Here is a 17,872-nt window from a genome sequence, read left to right as displayed (position 1 = left end):
TCCTGGATTCGTTCACCCGCCGGACGGTGCCCCGGCGGGAACCGGGGTAGCGCTGCCCGGGGCTGCCCCAGCCGGCGCTTCGTCAGCCGCTGCGCCACTGGAAGGCGGCGTCGTGATGAACCCGATGCGCGACATGCCCGAACGGCGCGCCGCGGCCATGACCTTGGCCAGGGTTTCATAGCGCGTGTTCTGATCGGCGCGGATGCGGATCTCAGGTTGCGGCTTGGTGCCGGCGATCGACTTGAAGCGGTTGGGCAGGTCATCAATATTGACCGGCTTTTCGTCCCAGAACAGCGCGCCGCTGGCATCAATGGCCAGGTCGACCGTCTTGGGTTCTTCCTCGATCTGCTCGGCGGCCACCTGGGGCATGTTGATCTTGATTGAATGCGCCAGCAGCGGGGCCGTGATGATGAAGATCACCAACAGCACCAGCATGACGTCAATCAGGGGCACCATGTTGATCTCGGAAACCGTATGGCTTCCGGACCCTTTTCCCTCGAAGCTGCCAAAGGCCATTATTCGCTCCCGCGTTGAACCGCGGCGCCGTTACCGTTCTGGCGGCGCAAGGCGCGCACCTTGCCGTCGGACAGCATGACTTGCTGGCCGGTGGTCAGGAACGCGAACAGATCATGGGCAAAGGCGTCCAGGCGCGACAGGAACACGCGGTTGTTGCGCACGAACGTGTTGTACGCCAGCACCGCGGGAATGGCCACGGCCAGGCCCAGGCCCGTCATGATCAGGGCTTCGCCCACTGGACCGGCGATGCGGTTGATGGTCACGCCGTCGGACAGGCCGATACCCACCAGGGCGTGATACACACCCCACACCGTGCCGAACAGGCCGACGAACGGCGCCGTGGAGCCCACCGAGGCCAGTACCGTCAAGCCGTTTTCCAGCTTGGCGGTTTCTTCGTCGATCACCTTGCGCATGGTGCGCGTGACGAAATCGGAGTTGCTGCCGGACTCTTCCAGCTTGGTGGCGCCGAACTTGTTGTGGTGCGCCTGCGCATGCATGGCGTGGCTGGCCAGGTGCGAAAACGGGTCACGCGCGCCGTGCGTGCTGATTTCGTGCTCGACCTGTTCCAGCGAACTGGCGTTCCAGAACTTGTTCAGGAAGTCCGACGAACGCTTGCGCATGCTGACGTTGCTGGCGGCCTTGACCAGGATCAGGTACCAGGTCACCAGCGACATCAGGATCAGGATGACGAACAGGCTCTTGCCCACGAAATCGCTCTGGGCGACAAAGTGCAAGAAACCCATGTCGGGAGGGGCGACCGGCAAGGGCGCGGGGGCGGGCAGCGACGGCAGCGCGGCGGCGGCATTCTGCAGCGCGTCAGCCGATTGCTGTACGACGCCGGCGCCAGCCGTGACGGCTTGTTGGGCTGCGGGCGCAGCGGCGGCGGCAGCCGGTGCGGCCGGACTGGTCGTCGCCTGCGCCACCAGGGTGGCGCCATGCAGTGCGTTGGACATCTCAGTTCCTCATTACGAAATCGAACGGAATTTTGGCTTTGGCGGGATAGGCCACGCCGTTACGGGTATAGGGCTTGAACCTGGCCTTGCGAGCCGCGGTCAGTGCGGACTCATCCAGCCTCGCGAAGCCCGACGACGTGTCAATCGTTGCGCGGTCCACCAGACCCTGGGTATTGATCTCCACCAGCACCAGCACCCGCCCTTCTTCCCGCATGCGGCGTGACGCCATCGGATAGGTAGGCATGGGCCGCGCGCCCTGGAATTCGATGCTCGACACCAGCACGGGCTGATCGGGCGGCGGCCCTTGCTGCGGGCTTTGGGTGGCCTGCGCGCCATCAACCGCGCCAGTGGGCTTTGCCTGCGGCGGCGGCGTCTCCGGCTTGGGCTCGGGTTTGACTTCCTGCTTGGGAATCGGCTTGGGCTTGGGTTTCGGCTTGGGTTTCGGTTTGGGCTTGGGCGCCGGCTCCGGCGGCTTTTCAACCACCGGCTCGGGTTCGGGTTCCGGCTCGGGCTTCAGTTCGGGTTCCGGCTCGGGCTCGGGTTCCGGTTCAATTTCGGGTTGCGGCTCGGGCGGCGGCTCGACCACCGGCTCCGGCGGTTCGGGCGTGGGCTCTGCCTTGGCAACCTGCGGGATGGGGGCATCCACCAGACTGACCATGACGGCCTCGGGTTCCTCAAGCTCAGGGCGATTCGTGGGCGCCATGAAAATGGCTCCGATCACAGCCGCATGAAGTGCGACAACCGCCAGCCCGGCGCCAGCGCGTATACCAAATGAAGACGGCGAAGAAGAGTTCGAACCGCGTTGAAAACTAGGCATGAATCAGCCAGGGTGCATTGACTTATCCGGCCAGCTAGACGAAGACGCCGCCCAAAAAAAAGCGGCATCTGCCAGCCGGTACAAGCCGATCATAATATCTTAAATGCGAATGATTCGCACGTCCTATTTCGTCTGGAATAGCGTAACACTGCCCTACCGCGTCAAACCAGAAAGCTCAAAACGTGTACAAGAAAGCACGCACGGAAGGAAAGAAGGCCGGCGCAAGGGCCTTGGACGGCGCCCAAAACAAAAAACCCGCCACGGTGAGGTGTGCGGGTTTCGCTTGGAAGAATCAGCAAAAATTTGCAGGAAGAACTGGCAGAAATGCGAATGTTCCGACTGGCGGGGTTGCTTCTGGTGGGTGCTACAGGGGTCGAACCTGTGACCTACGCCTTGTAAGGGGGTAATAGACCCTTATAAATCAATGCCTTGCGTCATACACCACCCGACAAAACCAACAGCACTAAAAAAGTTCGTTTTGGTCATGCGGCGTGACTCTATATATTAGAGCATCTCCCGTCCCCCGCAGGCCGGGCCTTCCGGATGGAGAGGCTATGTGCAGCCATTACCAGACCTTGAAAGACGCCGAGCTACTGCTCAAAAAATTCGGAGTTCGGCAGAAGCCCGCCGCCATCAGCATGTATGACATGTGGCCCAGGTATCAGGGCGTGTTTGTGCGCAGGCCTGTCGAGCATGACACGGGCGACGAAGCGGTGCCTGAGCGGGAAGCTGTCGTTGGCCGCTGGGGTCTCATAAGCACCATGACCAAGCCCGAGGGGCTGGACAGGGCAGGCGAGCTTTCGACGTTCAACGCCCGCAGCGAGACGGCATCCAAGTCGTTCACTTTCGGCAACGCCTGGCGCCGTGCCCAGCACTGCATCATCCCGGCGGACTCGATATTCGAGCCTGACCACCGCGAGGAAACCAAGGCCAGGTTCAAGACCGAGAAATCGGTGCCAACCAGATTCACACGTGCGGATGGTGGGCCGCTCGGCATAGCAGGTCTCTGGGATCGGTACCGGGACGCGGGCGGCCAGTGGCAAGAGAGCTACACCATGCTGACCATCAATGCCGACAACGATCCGCTGTTTCGGCTATACCATCAGCCCGGCAAGGAAAAGCGCATGGTCGTCATCCTGCCGGAAGGCGCATACGGTGACTGGCTTACCGCACCGATCGAGGCGACCCGTGACTTTCTCGTCGCCTTCCCCTCTGACAAGCTCGTCGCCACACCGGTGAAGTGACCCCTTTTTTGCTGCAATATACTGTTTTTTTATCCAGTATTTAGGCAGCAAACGATGCTCTGTACCGTCACCCGCACCCATTGCTTGGGCGAAAAGCGCCCTGACCGCGACCCCGGCCCCTCCACCACCGGCAACGTCCGCATGTACTCGATCATGCGCGATGACTTGAAGCGGTACGTGCGAGTCATGACCATGGACAGCCTCGCCACGTTCGGCGCCACGAAGAAAAGTCCCATTCCCGACCTGCTCCAGCCGGAACTGCTAACGTTCGCGTCCGACCGAGGCATGATGGTCTGCGGTTTTGAGGAGATCGATGGCAAGCGCTACTACCAAGGCTGGTGGATGCAGTGGATCGGCGAATGATCCGCGCGACACATCCACCTTAGTACTGCAACACTATTGCGAGCGTCATTCCAACTGGGCAATACTAGCCTCTCCAATCACCATTCTTTTGGAGGAAATGGCAATGCAACGCGATGACATCCAGAAGCTCGGCGCGCAAGCCGCCCGAGAGGGTCTTAGCCTGTTGGATTGTCCTTATTTACGCACTTCGGAGATGCCAGGCCACTGCGGTGGCTCGATTGCCGAGTGGCGAGAAAAAGTGGAGGCATGGGAAGCCGGCTGGCGCAAAGAGGTGCGGAGCCGCCCGTCTACCGTCAGGAGCCGGGCTCACCGCTTAGTCACCCAACACCGAAGTCCGCCGATAGTCCTCGGCGCGAGCTAACGTTCGATAAAACGAAGCCCCGACAGCAATCAGCCGTTCGCACTCTTCCCGGCTCAATTTCGGGCTGACTTCGACGACACAGTTTGCGAACTCTGTCAGTACATCAGCCCAGTCGTCAAAATTGCGATCTGGGGAAGTTTGAACGATCATCTTTGCAAGTAGTTCGTCTCGTAGCATTGGTCGTACCTCTCAATTTCCGCACCGAGCGCGTGTGCAGCAATTTCAATGCCTACAGCGGGCCCCCGCCCGACTGGCGCCCCAGCGATGGGGCGCTTTTTCTTGCCAAAGCCTGACGCCAGCTTGGCCCTCCACCTCATGGCGGATATGCCGAGCTGTTAGGGCAGTGCTAACAATGAAGTACCACGGGAGAACGCGCCGGCCGCTGGCCATTAAAATCCATCCGGATGCGGACGCGCGAGCTTTAGAAGGGGACATTTATGGCGTCCGGCTCACGCTTGTCCGATGTCATCGCCAAGCTGCCCGATCGGTCAACCTGTAGGGTAGAAAGGCGCCTAGTTATAAAGCGCAGCCCTGATTGCGCGCCGGTCCACCAGTACGTTTGCACCCTCCCATCAGGCGAGACTGTCATGTGGCTTGGCGATGGCAAATACCGACTGCCGAATGGCTGCATCGCCGTGGCAGTGGCCCACAAGCGGCCTGTCGATTGATACGCAGGAACACTGCTTGCTGCTCCGCCCGTTCTTACAAGGAGGATTCGCATGTCAGACGATCTTACGAACCGAGGCCCCCAGGACCGTGCCCGGATCAACGTGACCGAAGACCACGAGCTGCGCTACTGGACCAAAGAACTGGGCGTGAGCGAAGAGCGATTGAAGGAAGCAGTGAAGGCGGCCGGCGTCTCCGTCGAGTCAGTAAGAGAGCACCTTAGGAAATAGCTACGGCGTGCCACGCACGCTTTCGTAGGCCCTCTCACACGTCAGCCCTGCGATGCGGGCGCGGCCTACATTCTTACCAGCTTTTCTGCTCAGCTACTAATGCGACCGAGGAGCTCAAAGTGCTTACGTTGCATCTCCTCCGGTAGCGAGGCAACAACGCCGCCCGCGCCATTAGGCCACACACGACCCTGGGCATAAAACCAAGCTCGCAAAAAAAGCCCCTTCCGAAACGGATGGGGCTTGGCCAGCCTCTAGGCAAAACAGCAAGAAAACAGCGCTACAGCATTTTGTCCCGGTCTTGCTCGGCCCTTGATGCACCAATTGCGGTCTCCACTTTCCTGACTTCTTCCGGAGGCGGTAGCACAGCGGGAAACCCGAGAGCCTCAATCCATAACTCTCGTGTCCACCCCATCGTATGGTAGAGATGGTGGTCCTCATCCTTCTCCACCGCTTCATGGGCCTTTTTTAGAATCTTCGCTTCCTTGCCTTTAAGCTTCTCCGCGACGAGGCCAATGAGCTCCCAGTTTTGATGATCCTTCGTCTCCGCCAAGACCACACATTCAGCGGCTGCGACCTGAGCCGCATCAGGGTCACCCTGTGACTTTGCCAACGAAATGGCCGCGACCAACGAATCACCGTGATGCTTGACCACTTCGCGGCTCGGTACCGGCTTATCAGGGTCAAGGCCCAGTTCTTCAAAGACGGTAAGCAATACCTGTCGATGAGTCGTGGTTTCGTCGAGATAGCTTTGCCACTCTTTCGCCAAGTCTTCATTCGTCGCACAGGTTAGAGCGGCCGTGTAGACATTGATCCCCCCGATCTCGGTCTCCAACGCTTGATACAGCAAATCATGAATTCGAGCCATGTCACCGGTTTTGTTGGTCGCCATAGGGCTCCTCCTGAGGTTATGGGGGGGTGGGCAATGTTGGCGCCACCCTCGCAGGTTTAATTACGGAGTCGGTTGATTTGAAGCCGGCGTGCCCACGGGCTCCTCCGGATCTAGTTCGTCCGACTCGCCCGGCTCATCGTCAGTAGTCGGAGACGACTCGTCGATCTCGTCGCCAGGAAGGCCCGATTTCTTGGGTTCGTAGGTTTCCGGCTGGGCAGGCGTAGTTGGAAGGGGTGTCGTCATTTGATTCACCTTATTCGGCCACATAGCCGAAAACAGAGCTTCGCAAGTAATGATCCCAAAAATCCGCGCTCGACGAATCTCAGTGCATTCCAAAGCTGCCCCGCCCCCTGCCCAGAAAGCGCGTACTGCGCTCGCGACGGGATCTTAGGCGCCTACGGCACGGGTGGCGCGAGTGCTCCCACCGACCACCGACTCGAGCGAAAGCGGCATCAGCGAGGTGCCCAAGGCGACTGCCGAGCGTCACAGGCCGAAGCCATCCAAGATCTCTTGACGCAATTCTGATTGAAAATCTCCAACCTTAAGGCCGGCAAAGCTTATGCCAGATTTCGTTCCCTTCCAGCACCTGGCGACGCACCGGCGCCGGCGTCGAATCAACCTGTGCGGCAGAATCGAAATAGACCGGTCGCGCGTGGTCGCAGAACTCAACGCCGACCGGTGCCGGTGCCACGCACCCAGTCACGCTTAAGCTCATCAGCAATAGCGCCATCATCCATACCGGCCGTTTCTTGCTGCACATCGCGCACCTCCTGGCGGGCCTTGGCCGCCTGTTCGTTGATTTGGTCGGATCTCTCTTGGCGCTCCACCTGCCGCCCCGTGGCGCGCCCCCGATAGAACACACTGACCAACGTCGCAACCACGAGGCCTATCAGCAGCACGACCCCTTTAAACCGCTCAACCCATGCGGACATTGCCACCCCCTACTGCCGAGAGAGCCTGGGCATACAGCGCCGGCCACGTCCCGGGGTGCGGCTTCCCCGGCTGCCACGTCCGCAGATAAAGCGCCCATGCGCCGCCCACGTCACCCAGTGACGGCAGGCGTTGGGGGTCAGTCCACAACAGCAGGCGCGCGAAAGCCGCTGCCAAGATGTCGTCGTGCGCCAGCGAGTTGTACACATCCGTCGCGGTCGGCTCGACATCTCGAATGGCGCACACTGCGCGCGCATCGGCCCAACTCGACGCATGCGACAGCACCCCGCGCACGCCGCCCCCCCGCTCGAATTGCCAAAATCCCACGGCAGGCCCCTTGATCTGACGGCGATGCAAAAAGCGACTTTCCTGCAATCCGATGGCAAGAAGCATCACGCGCGCTTCGCGGGTGTCTCGGTTTGCCGGTAGCAGCCTGAGCGCAGGCGCGATCGCGGTATCGATAACGGTCTTCAGATCCACAATCACCCCTCCCCACCAGGCCGCACGCCCAAGATCTTCGCGCGGACCTCGGCCACCCATTCAAGCAGCCCCTTCTGGCGCATGCTTGCCATCCATCGCATGTACGCCCCCAATACCCACCACGCAGGAAGACCGGCCAACAGCATGCTCGGCCCCAGCACGTAGAACTTCGCCAGCAGCGCGTCATCACTGCCCGCCCCGTGCTGCGCCAGCCAGACCATGGCGTCCATCAGCCCCGGCTTCCACGCGATCACCGCGCCGGCCAGTGCAGGCCCAAACATGAACGAGCATGCGACGGTCGAAATCGTGCGGACGGTGAACTCGCGCGCCGACCTTGGCGGCATAATCAGCAGGCCAAGCATGGCCGCCAGCGCCGCCGGTACGCCATACGCCATTGCGACCTTCAAGGCGGCGAGGCCTCCCAGCCCCGTAGTACCTGGTTCCATAGTTGCACTGCTCCTGTAGACGGTGCGCATGATTGCCTCCCGTTTGGACGAAAAAAAGCCCGCACGCGGCGGGCAAAGACAGAGTGAAATTAGATGGGTCGTGTCAGAGCCAACCTGACACATCGATAAACGAAACAGGGCAATTCCCCGCATAGCTGACAAACGAATTTGAATACAACGGCGCCCACCCAAAAAAGCGCATCCGCCACTCACCCATGTTCACGTGCAGGCCGTTCGGCGTGGCCGATAGGTACTCGGTCTGAAGATTCGACGACCATCCGCCACCAGGCTCCGGCATACAGTTGTAGCCCTGCCGGACATATGAGACGTTGTAGGCGTACTTCGAAGTCGGCAGGCCCGCGTATGTCCATCCGTCCTGGAACGCAAGCCGATAAGCGTCAAAGTACTTGGGAAGATCGATCGTCTGCACGACGTTCATGGGCCGCGCAGTGCTCATGAAAATGTGTCGCCCGTCCTGAGACCAAATGTCGATTGGGCCGCCGGTCCTCCAGGGTCGATCGAAGACGTAATACTCGCACTGCCCACGGAAGCGAAACGTGAAAGAATTGCCGCTTCGACTCGTTGCGACCAGTGCGCCTAATCCCGACACGGGGCGAATGAAGACGACCGGATCCAAGCACTCCAGGACCACATTATTAAAGCGCTCGCCCCCCGTAACCCCAGAGTGTCGCAAGAACAAGTTGATGTTCCGGCTGTCAACCAAGAGGTCGCCGCTTTGGTTGTAGAGCACCACCGCTGCATCGGCCATTTACCGCACCCCGTAAATTATCGTTGCGGCGACGCGCCCGCCGCTCGGCTGGTTGGGGATAAATCGCCAGGACAATGACCCGCCTACTCGGTTGATCATCGGCGCACTATCAACACCGTAGTCGCCGAAGAATTGCACCGCCATCCAGCCGTTTGCGTCCGCCAGTTCCGCCACGTATTGATTGCCATCGGAAGTGCCCGTTGAAAAGCTACCCATCTGCCGCGCTACTCGCGTGTTGAAGTTGAAAAGCGATCGCCCCTGTTCGTCCCAAATTTCAAGCGGTGCGATTGCCATATCATTCGCCTCCGAAACGCGCGCCTAGCACGCCGTTGGGGTAGTAATATCGCATTCCCTTGTTGTTGATTTCCGTGCGTGACCCATCCGCACTTTGCCCATTGAACTCAGCGACCCCGGAGCGAAAATTCAGTCGCAACAGAGGCCTTCCGCCATACCCGGTCGCATCAGAGTCCAAGTAGTCGCGGAACTTCGCCGAACCAATGGACGCATTTCTAACCAGCAGATCGTCCATGAAGACTTGGTTCCCCTGGACAACGAACGGCAGCGTGACGTTTGCGCCGTTGGGGTGCATAACTGCGAAGCGGTCAGCGGCCACCAACACCTGGGATTCGACTACGCCGCCTGAGTTCTCGACGCCTACGCCAATTCCTGCGATGTAGGTTCGCCCCCCCGAGGTGGTTTGCGTCTTGATGCTCCACATGGCCGCCAAGTCGCCGTTCGTCTTGGCTATCGCCTGGCTGGTCTGTTCAACAGCCGAGAAGGCTTCGCCTGCCGCCCCCTGTGCGTCCTCCGCGACAGCTTGCACCGTATCCACCCTGCGTCCGATAGCCTCATCGGCATTGGCCAGCGCAGTGATCTGTGTCTGGATAGCCGCGTTCGTTGTATCAACCTTCGCGCTGACGGTGCTGATGGTCTCCGCCATCGCGTCGTTCTGCTCCTGCCGCGTCGTAGCCTCCTCAGAAATGCGGGTTTCCAGCACAGGGATCTTCTCAATCGGCGCCAGAATGTCCTGGGCCAGTTGCGTCTGAGTAATCTTCCCCGTCAGGTACTCCAGGATCTCGGTCGCGTCCGAACTGGACTGCCCCAGCACGCCGTTACCGATCGGGTAGCCCGCGCCGGCAACACCATTGCGGTCACGCAGGATTGCCCAGAAGTACAGCCGCGCCCCCGCCGACAGCCCCATCAACGTGGTGGTGTCCTGCGGGAATGCGAAATCACCCAGCTTCTGAGCGGAGGGAAACGACGGTGCTTCGCTGTACCAGATCTCAGTCCGCTCGATGATCGACGGAGTGGTGGGCAAACCCCACTTCAAGCGAATAGCGAACACCAGAGCCGTGGCCGTCAAGCTTGTGACCGTCGGCGGCGGCGCGAGTACCCCGTCCAACTGCGTCTGCGTGGACGATGCCCAGATCGATGCGATATCGAGCGCGTTTAGCGCCCGCGCGCGGCACAAGAACGCGCCAGCATAGATGTTCGGCACCTCAATGCTGGTGGACCCCGTGCGTGGCAGATTGACCCATTCCGAGTTATCACGCCGCCATTGCACTTCATAGGCGACGGCGCTGGCGGCGGGCTTCCAGCTAAATACCGCCGTATGACTCGCATAGCCCTGGTCGATCACCGAATACGACGTGATCGTCACATCCGAAGGCGGCGGCTGAACACCTGGTGGGATAACGGTGATGGGGGCCGGGTCCAGGCGCGTCCCAAAGTCCACGTTATCGAACTTCCCTGGCTCATGCTGTATGGCCGAGATTTCGCCAATCAAACCGTCTTTGCGCTTCACTCTGAGTACGCGATAGCGTTGTGCCGAAAGCGATTCAGATTCCAGCGTCCACACGCATTCGGCTTCGGGAACCTCCGAAAATGGTGCGGTCACAGTCAAAATCAAGACCGTACCGGGCAAGCCCACCATGTCCGCAGTCAGTTCCGTGGTGTCGACGGTGAACGTCGTCATGTCGGCCGTCAGGCCCTGTCCCACCGCCGTGCTGATAATCCGCGTCTCCGACACGCCGCTGGGCAGATTCACGGTCAGACGATCCCCAGGCCTCACACCCAGTTCCGCATCTACCGTGACCACCGTCGCGGTCGCATCACGGATCCGCCCGCCGATACGCCGGCCGGCCAAGTGCTGATCAGCCACGCGAATGATGCTGCCAGGCCGTACCCGGCAAGCGTCCAGCCCCACTGCGAACGACACCGAACGAGTTTCCATCCGCGACGTCAGCAAAAGCCACTTTCCAACGCGATTAGCCTGCGCGCGAGACGTGCAACCGAACGCACTTACTTCGACCTGCTTAAGCCCATAGCGAGCCAGCGCTTGCCGGTCCTCCACGTACTCGACCTTCTGTCGGCCCATGTCGGACAAGTCGTTCCACGACACCAGCGCCACGGTGTAGCGGGTATTGAGTGGCGACCCGACATAGTTGAACCGCCGGTCAATGACGTTTGCCGACGTGAAGGTGTATACCGGGTCGCCCGGCATATCGGCCACCGCGAACACTGATCCGCTCGCCCAATACGCCATTCCCCGAAACGTTGATGCCAGATCCTGCAATACCCGAAAGGCGTCTGCGGCCGTCTGCAAGTAGGCGTTGCAGGTGAACCGCGGCTCCTGGCCGCCGAATCCATCTGGCACCAGCTCGTCGCAATACCGGGCGATCTGGTACAGCCCCCACTTATCAAGCCAACCGGCAGGAATGCGCTCGCCCAGCCCATAGCGATCATTGCTTACGAGATCAAAGAAAATCCACGCTGGGTTGTCGGTCCAGGACAGCTTGAACGTGCCATCCCACGTACCGGTGTAGGCCCGGCTGTCGGCGTCATAGTTCGACGGCACACGGATAATCCGGCCCTTCCAATCGTATGAGCGCGTGGGAATGTTCTGGAACTGCGAAGCGTCAACCTTGATGCCCACAACCGCAGACATCGGATATCGCAACTTCGCGTCTATCACCTCCGTAAACGCATCGATAAAGGTGCGGTCCACAATCGTGCTGTTCGCCGCGTTCGCCGTGGCGCGCACAACACGAACAGACCAACCGGAGCGCGCGGCGGGTAAGTCGATACGGTGCGAGCGAGCGTATCGCTGCGTGCTCTTGCCGTCGAAGGCGCTGGCCAGTGCAAGCTGATAAGCGCCTCCATCGGTGCTTACCTCGATTCGATACTCGACCCGGTATCCGGAAATGTCGCCGTTGCTCGTGTTCGCTTGTGAAAGGCCATTCACCGCCAGCGTAAGCCGCACTGCCGAAAGTTGGGTGTCGGTGAAGGACCGGACCCATGGGGTCGTAGCCGTCAGTTCAACGTTAACGCCCGTCGTGGTTTCGGACGCTGGAAAGCCCGGTAGCGGGTCTTGCGTTTGCGTTCCGGTCCGAAAGTCGATCGCGACGTTTTGAAAGTTGAGCGTTCCGTCTTCGTTCGCAATGGGCGTCCCGTCCAGACGCACGTCCCGCAATGCGCCGCCCAGGCCGTGCGTGGGTCCGTACACCTCCCCTTCTGAAATCAGGTCGATGATCCGCGCGAATGCGGTGCTGTGCAGGCTGTCCGGCGATTCTTTCGGGCTGCGACCGCCGCCCCCGCCTTTGCCGCCCCCGAAACCGACCACCGGAAGGCCGCGTCCGCGTCCAGCACCAGAAAAAACAAGGGCGCCCGAAGGCGCCCTGTTGGCTCGATAGTGTTGCAGTGTCATACCTGGTCCTCGGCAAATATCCCCGCCGATATCACAGCGGATCCAACGATCATCCGGCCGTATAAAAGCGGCACTGGATTACCTTGCGCACTGGTGTTGACCGCGCCGTTGAAGTTGTACGAAGCCCCGTTTTCCGGGCTGTCCTGCGCGCTCAATCCTCGCTGTTGCGACGAAAGCAACTGCGTGGCACCGCCTAGGGCCAGCGACGCCCCCATGCTGGTCATCATCGCCCACCCGGCCGTGGCGCCGTAGCCGTTATAGGTGACCGCAGACACCACCAGAATCGCGGCGCCGAGAATCGTTTGAAATAGACCTGCGCGTTTTGCGCCCGCTATTACCGGGGCAATTCGAATCGCGTCAGCCCCGACCAGCTCGTGCAAGTCGTCTTCGCCAATATTGCGCTTACCCAAAAAGCAGGCGTACCGCACCCCGTGGGCATCGCTATCCGCAAGCGCCCGCTCAAAGCCCGGCACAAGCACGCGAAGGGCGCGTATGGCCTCCGCTGCGCTGCTGACCGCCAACATATGGATCCGTCCGAAGCGTGCGCCCAGCCGCCCGTAAAGCCGAATCTCTCGCAGCGTTTCGTTCACGTTCCCCCCTTGTATCGCAGCACCAGCCGCGTAGCCTCGCGCCAGTAGCCCCCGTACACCACCCGCTCCGAGTCGCGCCCATACAGGTGATGGAGCATCGCGTCTGGCACGGGGAACAGCTCGGGCGCGTCGATCAACGGCTGCGCGCCGATGAACACGCCGGAGTGATTCGCCCTGTCGGATCGGATCTGCATCAGCACGACGTCGCCGGGCGCCAGCTGCTCGCTGATGGTCAACGGCCTGAATCCCGCCTCGGCGTAGTGGTCCATGTACAGATCCTCGCTCTTGCCCGCGTTCCACCAGCCGTCCTCGCGCGGGAAATCAGGCAGCACAATGCCGCGCTCTCGTGCGTACCAGTCGCGCACCAGGCTGTAGCAGTCCAGCACGCCATGTGCGAATGGGCGGCCCAGCAACGGCGCGGCGTAGCCCTCCGGCGCGAAGCCGACAAACTCGCCGGCCACCACTGCCCCGGCATCATCCCTCGACACCGCGACAATGAACCACGGCAGGCCTGACGCCTCGCAAGCAACGCGGTCGGCTTCGCTGGGCGCGGCCGGCGCGTCTGGATGAGAATGGATGACGGCGGAGATCCGCCCCGCCTCTTCGGCCGCCGCGTAGTCTTCCGGGTCAAGGATGAAATGGTCCGTTCCCTCGGCCAGATTGCGGCAAGCCAGGTAGCTTTCACGCCGATCCCGCATTACCACCAGCCCGCAGCACTCGCGCGGGTACGCCGCCATCGCGTGTGCCCGGATGGCGGTCATAGTCTTCTTGCGCATGTTTATCCCCTGATGCGGTCCGCTGACGGGAACCCGCCGAAGTTGATTACTTCGTATTCGCCGAACCGCTTCTTGCAGTCGGAAAGCAGGCCCGAACATCGATCCAGCGCCGGATCGGAAACCGGGTTTCCGTTGATGTCGAACATCCGCGACCCAGTGTAGCCACAGTACGTGCCGCGATAGCCGCCTTTCGTCAGCCAACCGCACACGCCAGCGATGATCTGCCGGCCTGGCAGCATCTGCCCATTGAAGTCCAGCGCACTGGAAAGTTCGAACTCGACATACTCGGCGGTCTCGGCCGTCTTCTGCTGGATGATCCAGATTTCCGGCGGCAACTCTTCGTCTGGTGAAGCCGTCGGGTTGCCCCCTTCGAAATTGCGCGCATCCAGATACTTGCCCAGCGTGCGGCGCACAACAACGCGCGCCCCCACTAGATCATCCAAAGCGATACAAAGTGCCGAGATCACGCCTGCGATGGGATTGCCATCAGAATCCTGCCCAATATTGCCGACGGACAAGGTCGGCGTGGGCTGTTGCCCTTCCCCCACCTGTTCGAACCCATCGGCCTTGATGGCCCACGGGTCGTACTGATTGCCCTGCCACCAGATAGGCCCCACCTGCGTGTAGCCGTGAAAGCGTTGAAACGAACCACCGATGCCGGTAGCGTCCAGTTCGAATAGGTCGACAAGGCCTCCGACCTCCAGCTTCTGGACGTCTGCATAAATGCGCATATCGTTTCCTTAAGCCTGGATGCTTGCGGCCAATATGAACAGCGCATCGATCTGCGCTGCCGTCAGGCCCAGCACGCCCGCGACTGCCGCAAGCATCTCGCTATCGCGACGGAATTCTTGCAGGTCGTCCCAGGCCCTGCGATACATGGCCGGCGTGGCGGGATCTGCGAGCACTACCTCGGCCGCTTCGAATAGGGTGGTATCACCGTGCGGGGTTTGCCACATAGCTTCGCGGCCCTGGAAGCGGCTGACGACCTGTGGCACAAGCGGAGGTGCTGGAGTCTCAGGGTCGTGCGCGTCAAAGACGGCTTGCACTGCTGCACGAGTCTCTTGCGGTACGGAATCGTTGTAGTTGATGGCGCCGTCCGGCGACCACGAAAATTCCGCTCCTGCGAGACCTGCTTGAGCAAGCTCATGCGCAAAGCTGGGGCCAATTTTGATCTCGGTCATTTGAGTATCATCCCGTGTATAGAACGCCAGTATCTGCACTCCATGTCACCGAAATGCCTGAGACATTGGAGAATCCGTACGGAGCAACCGTGTACAGGTTGTCGGTGGCCTGACCGGCAGCGACGGTAATAGCGAAACCTTGCTGTCCTATCCCTGGTCCTAACGAATAGCCATAGTTGCCGGTGTTTCCGGAACCGTTGACTCGGAGTGCTATGTACGACCCCGCGCTGCCATTGGCGTAGGTAGTGCCGGTGCAGGTCATAGAAAAAGTGTCGCCGGCCCATCCCAGAAAACTTACACCGTTGGAGAGGATTACCGCAGTGTTTAGACTTGACGTGGTCGCGTTGAAATATTGCTGCACTCCGCGTTGGGCGCGGTTAAACCAACTCGACACGTAGTTCAGAGGACCAGTGAATACGAACTCCCCATTTGTCGGCTTGATAAACATGCCAACAAGTGTTCGGCTCGGATCTCCGGATTTGATGCGAACTCCGTCCGTATGCAGCGCGTGGGAAGTGCTACTGGCCTCCAGCGCAATAGCGCCAGCGTTGTCATAGGCATACACGTACTGCACGATGCTGTTAACGCCAGCCGTGTTTGCGATGTTCACCCCAGCATCAGGGATTCGATATTGGCGGCCATTGATGATCAACCCGTTGCCGTTCTGCGGGACCAAACGACACTGTGTTGTGCTGACGTACAAGAATCGACACTGTCCGTGGTCCATGCCGGCGCGAGTCAGCTTATACGCCGACCCATCCCACGCGTACCATCCCTGGCCGTCCACGTAGACATCGCCGCAGTCAGCGGTGGGCAAGTCCGTCGCCAGTTGAACCGGCGCGATGATCCTCCAGCCTGACCAGGTCGTTGATCCGCTTCCGATTCGCCGGTACTCGATAGGGCGACGATTGCTCCCGGGCGTCATCATGCAGGTCTGCACCATGTACGTCGCGGAAATTGCCTGAGTGGTGAAAATGAAGGACGACGCCACAGGGGCGGGCGGGAAGTTCGCACCCCCAGAAACAACACTGGAATTAGCCGCGGTCCACCACGTGTTATCCGCCGTCAGCGTGTTGGCGTCAGTCGCGGAGGTCAGGTACACGTGCGACATTACATCCGCCCGCCGCGCCAATTCTTGCCAAAGCCCCCAGACGCCCGCGCCGCCGCCAAAACGAACGCGCTTGTACGTTCGCAGCACTCCGCCCGACCCGTTGCGCGTCGTGTAAGTCTGGGTGATTTGCTGGTTGGCCGACCCCGCCACCACTTCTGCCGCTTCCACGAACAACGACCCGGCCAGTTGCTCCGGCCAGTTCAAAGCCGCAGTAGCTTGCGCGTCGGAATTGTTGTAGTACAGGCCGGGCGACGTCAGGTTATTGGCGTCGGTTCCGGCCGGGTTGGAGACGGAAAGGGGAAACTGCGTATTCGGGATGCGCCCGTTAGCGTCCAGCCTCCCCACTTCTACCCAGTCCGTCCAGGTGCTGTTGACCAGAGCCCGAAAGAAAAGCCGGTTTGAGTTTGCCGCGTGGTAAATCTGCGAACACCCCGTAGCCGCCGTGCCTCCAGGGTAGCCCGCCGAAAGAACCGAAAGGTATCCGGATTGCGCGATGGGGTAGTTTATTCCCGCAGCGGCCGCCGCCGAACTGGCCTGCACCCACGTACCGCGCTGAGTGTAATCGTTCAGGTTCACGCCCGAAGCAAGACCGCCCTGGTAGGTGTACGCGATCGTCGTATCGACAACCTCTTTCCAGTTCGACCACGTGGTACTGGTGACGCGCACGCGCCAAAACCGCTGCTGAATAGCAGGCGTTGCGTTGCGGGTGGTGAAAACCTGCAAGACCGGCGTACCCGTCGCCACAACTTCCAGGAAGCCCACTTGCGCCGTCGGGTAGCTCGCGCCGCCCGCCGTTGCGCCCGCGATCGATGCCTGGTACCAGACGCCGGGCGTAACGTAGTCGTTCAGCGTGTGCGTGGCCGTGGGAAGCACGGCTGCATACATGATGGGCGCTTGTTCGGCTGGGAGGTGGCCGAAGGAATCCAGCGACGCTACGCCGCTAGCGGCCCCTTTCTGCACGATAGGGATCGCGGCGTTGGCTACTGTCTGGACAGCGGTAACTGCGGTGGACAGCGCATCGAGTTCCGCTTTCTTAGCAACCTCCTGCCAGTCGGACCATACATTGGAGTAGAAGGTGCGCCAGTAAGTCGCCTGGGAACCGCCTGGACCACTGCGGAACCGCGTGTAGAACTGATACAAGAAGTTCGTCGCCGAAGCGCGAACCAGCAAGAGCCCTGCGTAGGGCGTGGGATAGTGGGTACCGGTCGCCGCGCCCACGTTCGTGTTCTGGTGGTAAGTGCCAGGTGTGATGAGGTCGTTCAGATCGTGGGCGGATGTGGGCAGCACCGCCGCGTAGGCAAGAGGCGCTTGCGCTGCAAGCAGCCGGCCGTTGCCATCAAGGCTCGCAAAGCCGTTCGCTTGGCCCTTCGTGTCCAGAACGCCTTGAATCGCCGTATTGAGCGCGGAGAAATTCAGGTTGACCTTCTGGAACGCCGACCGGTGATCTTCGCCCTTGCCGTCGTTTGGCTCGAGGCCAATTTTAATGGTTTCGATTATTGGCATGGTCTTTAGGGAATGAACTTTTGTTTGAACGTCACGGACAACGTGAACCAGCCCCCCCCAAGGGGCACGGGCTGATAACCACCGTCCATGAGAAAGACGGCTTGCTTGCCGAGCGGCGGGGTCCAGAGAAAGCCCTTCCAACCGCCGTGACGGTCAAGAAATTCTTTGATTGGCTTTATCTCGGCTTCGGTGCCGAAGAACTCCAACGGCCATGACTCACGGCGTGAATTGATTCCGTCTTCTGCCACCTGCTCATAGCCGTCACCAAACTGAGCACTTAGCACGCCAAAGCTGACGCTGCCCTGCGGATTCCTCCGAGGGCACCAGGTGAAAATTTCCAT

The 17,872-nt window shown here is 60.6% G+C and carries 20 protein-coding genes; 4 read left to right on the top strand and 16 right to left on the bottom strand.

Annotated elements, in window-relative coordinates:
- Positions 1-12 precede the first annotated feature (12 nt).
- Genes P8T11_RS28815 through P8T11_RS28805 form a run of 3 tightly spaced genes read right to left on the bottom strand, consistent with a single transcriptional unit; the run spans position 13 to position 2,286 of the window.
- On the bottom strand, positions 13-516 hold the full coding sequence (locus tag P8T11_RS28815) for an ExbD/TolR family protein (protein WP_268078938.1): 504 nt from the start codon (positions 514-516) through the stop codon (positions 13-15).
- Complete coding sequence (locus tag P8T11_RS28810) at positions 516-1,469, bottom strand: MotA/TolQ/ExbB proton channel family protein (RefSeq protein ID WP_268078939.1); 954 nt, start codon at positions 1,467-1,469, stop codon at positions 516-518. The genes P8T11_RS28815 and P8T11_RS28810 overlap by 1 nt, the downstream gene beginning before the upstream one ends.
- A gap of 1 nt (position 1,470) precedes the next feature.
- On the bottom strand, positions 1,471-2,286 hold the full coding sequence (locus P8T11_RS28805) for an energy transducer TonB (RefSeq protein ID WP_268078940.1): 816 nt from the start codon (positions 2,284-2,286) through the stop codon (positions 1,471-1,473).
- Between the two features lie 554 nt (positions 2,287-2,840).
- Here P8T11_RS28805 and P8T11_RS28800 point away from each other — a divergent pair.
- The 4 genes from P8T11_RS28800 to P8T11_RS28790 all read left to right on the top strand — a co-directional run bounded on the left by P8T11_RS28800 (position 2,841) and on the right by P8T11_RS28790 (position 5,150).
- Positions 2,841-3,530 (top strand): SOS response-associated peptidase, encoded by a 690-nt coding sequence (locus P8T11_RS28800; protein WP_268078941.1) that lies wholly within the window; start codon positions 2,841-2,843, stop codon positions 3,528-3,530.
- A gap of 54 nt (positions 3,531-3,584) precedes the next feature.
- The gene (locus tag P8T11_RS28795) at positions 3,585-3,893 is read left to right on the top strand and encodes a hypothetical protein (protein WP_268078942.1); all 309 of its coding nucleotides are present in this window, start codon (positions 3,585-3,587) and stop codon (positions 3,891-3,893) included.
- Positions 3,844-4,254 carry a CrpP-related protein gene (locus P8T11_RS29160; protein ID WP_347404733.1) on the top strand — a complete coding sequence of 137 codons (411 nt, stop codon included), beginning with the start codon at positions 3,844-3,846 and terminating at the stop codon, positions 4,252-4,254. The genes P8T11_RS28795 and P8T11_RS29160 overlap by 50 nt, the downstream gene beginning before the upstream one ends.
- Positions 4,255-4,973: 719 nt before the next feature.
- Positions 4,974-5,150: a DUF3606 domain-containing protein gene (locus P8T11_RS28790; protein WP_268078943.1), complete on the top strand. Its 177-nt coding sequence runs from the start codon at positions 4,974-4,976 to the stop codon at positions 5,148-5,150.
- Positions 5,151-5,427: 277 nt separating this feature from the next.
- Here P8T11_RS28790 and P8T11_RS28785 read toward each other — a convergent pair whose 3' ends face one another.
- The 13 genes from P8T11_RS28785 to P8T11_RS28725 form a co-directional block, all read right to left on the bottom strand.
- Complete coding sequence (locus P8T11_RS28785; protein WP_268078944.1) at positions 5,428-6,039, bottom strand: ferritin-like domain-containing protein; 612 nt, start codon at positions 6,037-6,039, stop codon at positions 5,428-5,430.
- Positions 6,040-6,704: 665 nt separating this feature from the next.
- A complete protein-coding gene (locus tag P8T11_RS28780; protein ID WP_268078945.1) occupies positions 6,705-6,971 on the bottom strand; it encodes a hypothetical protein in 267 nt (88 codons plus the stop codon).
- Positions 6,955-7,449 (bottom strand): hypothetical protein, encoded by a 495-nt coding sequence (locus P8T11_RS28775; protein WP_268078946.1) that lies wholly within the window; start codon positions 7,447-7,449, stop codon positions 6,955-6,957. The genes P8T11_RS28780 and P8T11_RS28775 overlap by 17 nt, the downstream gene beginning before the upstream one ends.
- Before the next feature lie 2 nt (positions 7,450-7,451).
- Positions 7,452-7,895, bottom strand: a complete 444-nt coding sequence (locus P8T11_RS28770; RefSeq protein ID WP_268078947.1) for a hypothetical protein — start codon at positions 7,893-7,895, stop codon at positions 7,452-7,454.
- Between the two features lie 103 nt (positions 7,896-7,998).
- Positions 7,999-8,664 (bottom strand): hypothetical protein, encoded by a 666-nt coding sequence (locus P8T11_RS28765; RefSeq protein ID WP_268078948.1) that lies wholly within the window; start codon positions 8,662-8,664, stop codon positions 7,999-8,001.
- The gene (locus P8T11_RS28760; RefSeq protein ID WP_268078949.1) at positions 8,665-8,958 is read right to left on the bottom strand and encodes a hypothetical protein; all 294 of its coding nucleotides are present in this window, start codon (positions 8,956-8,958) and stop codon (positions 8,665-8,667) included.
- Between the two features lies 1 nt (position 8,959).
- Positions 8,960-12,370 (bottom strand): host specificity protein J, encoded by a 3,411-nt coding sequence (locus tag P8T11_RS28755; protein WP_268078950.1) that lies wholly within the window; start codon positions 12,368-12,370, stop codon positions 8,960-8,962.
- Complete coding sequence (locus tag P8T11_RS28750) at positions 12,367-12,960, bottom strand: tail assembly protein (RefSeq protein WP_268078951.1); 594 nt, start codon at positions 12,958-12,960, stop codon at positions 12,367-12,369. The genes P8T11_RS28755 and P8T11_RS28750 overlap by 4 nt, the downstream gene beginning before the upstream one ends.
- Positions 12,957-13,736 carry a C40 family peptidase gene (locus P8T11_RS28745; RefSeq protein ID WP_268078952.1) on the bottom strand — a complete coding sequence of 260 codons (780 nt, stop codon included), beginning with the start codon at positions 13,734-13,736 and terminating at the stop codon, positions 12,957-12,959. The genes P8T11_RS28750 and P8T11_RS28745 overlap by 4 nt, the downstream gene beginning before the upstream one ends.
- A 2-nt stretch (positions 13,737-13,738) precedes the next feature.
- The gene (locus P8T11_RS28740) at positions 13,739-14,467 is read right to left on the bottom strand and encodes a phage minor tail protein L (RefSeq protein ID WP_268078953.1); all 729 of its coding nucleotides are present in this window, start codon (positions 14,465-14,467) and stop codon (positions 13,739-13,741) included.
- Between the two features lie 9 nt (positions 14,468-14,476).
- On the bottom strand, positions 14,477-14,917 hold the full coding sequence (locus P8T11_RS28735; protein ID WP_268078954.1) for a hypothetical protein: 441 nt from the start codon (positions 14,915-14,917) through the stop codon (positions 14,477-14,479).
- 7 nt (positions 14,918-14,924) lie between these two features.
- Positions 14,925-17,531 carry a pyocin knob domain-containing protein gene (locus P8T11_RS28730; RefSeq protein ID WP_268078955.1) on the bottom strand — a complete coding sequence of 869 codons (2,607 nt, stop codon included), beginning with the start codon at positions 17,529-17,531 and terminating at the stop codon, positions 14,925-14,927.
- A 5-nt stretch (positions 17,532-17,536) separates the two neighbouring features.
- Positions 17,537-17,872, bottom strand: a complete 336-nt coding sequence (locus P8T11_RS28725) for a phage tail protein (RefSeq protein ID WP_278072158.1) — start codon at positions 17,870-17,872, stop codon at positions 17,537-17,539.

Origin of the sequence: Achromobacter spanius (assembly GCF_029637605.1) — a bacterium.
Taxonomy (GTDB): domain Bacteria; phylum Pseudomonadota; class Gammaproteobacteria; order Burkholderiales; family Burkholderiaceae_B; genus Achromobacter; species Achromobacter spanius_E.
The sequence above is the reverse complement of the archived record's forward strand: the minus strand, read 5'-3'. Positions and strand labels throughout refer to the sequence as shown.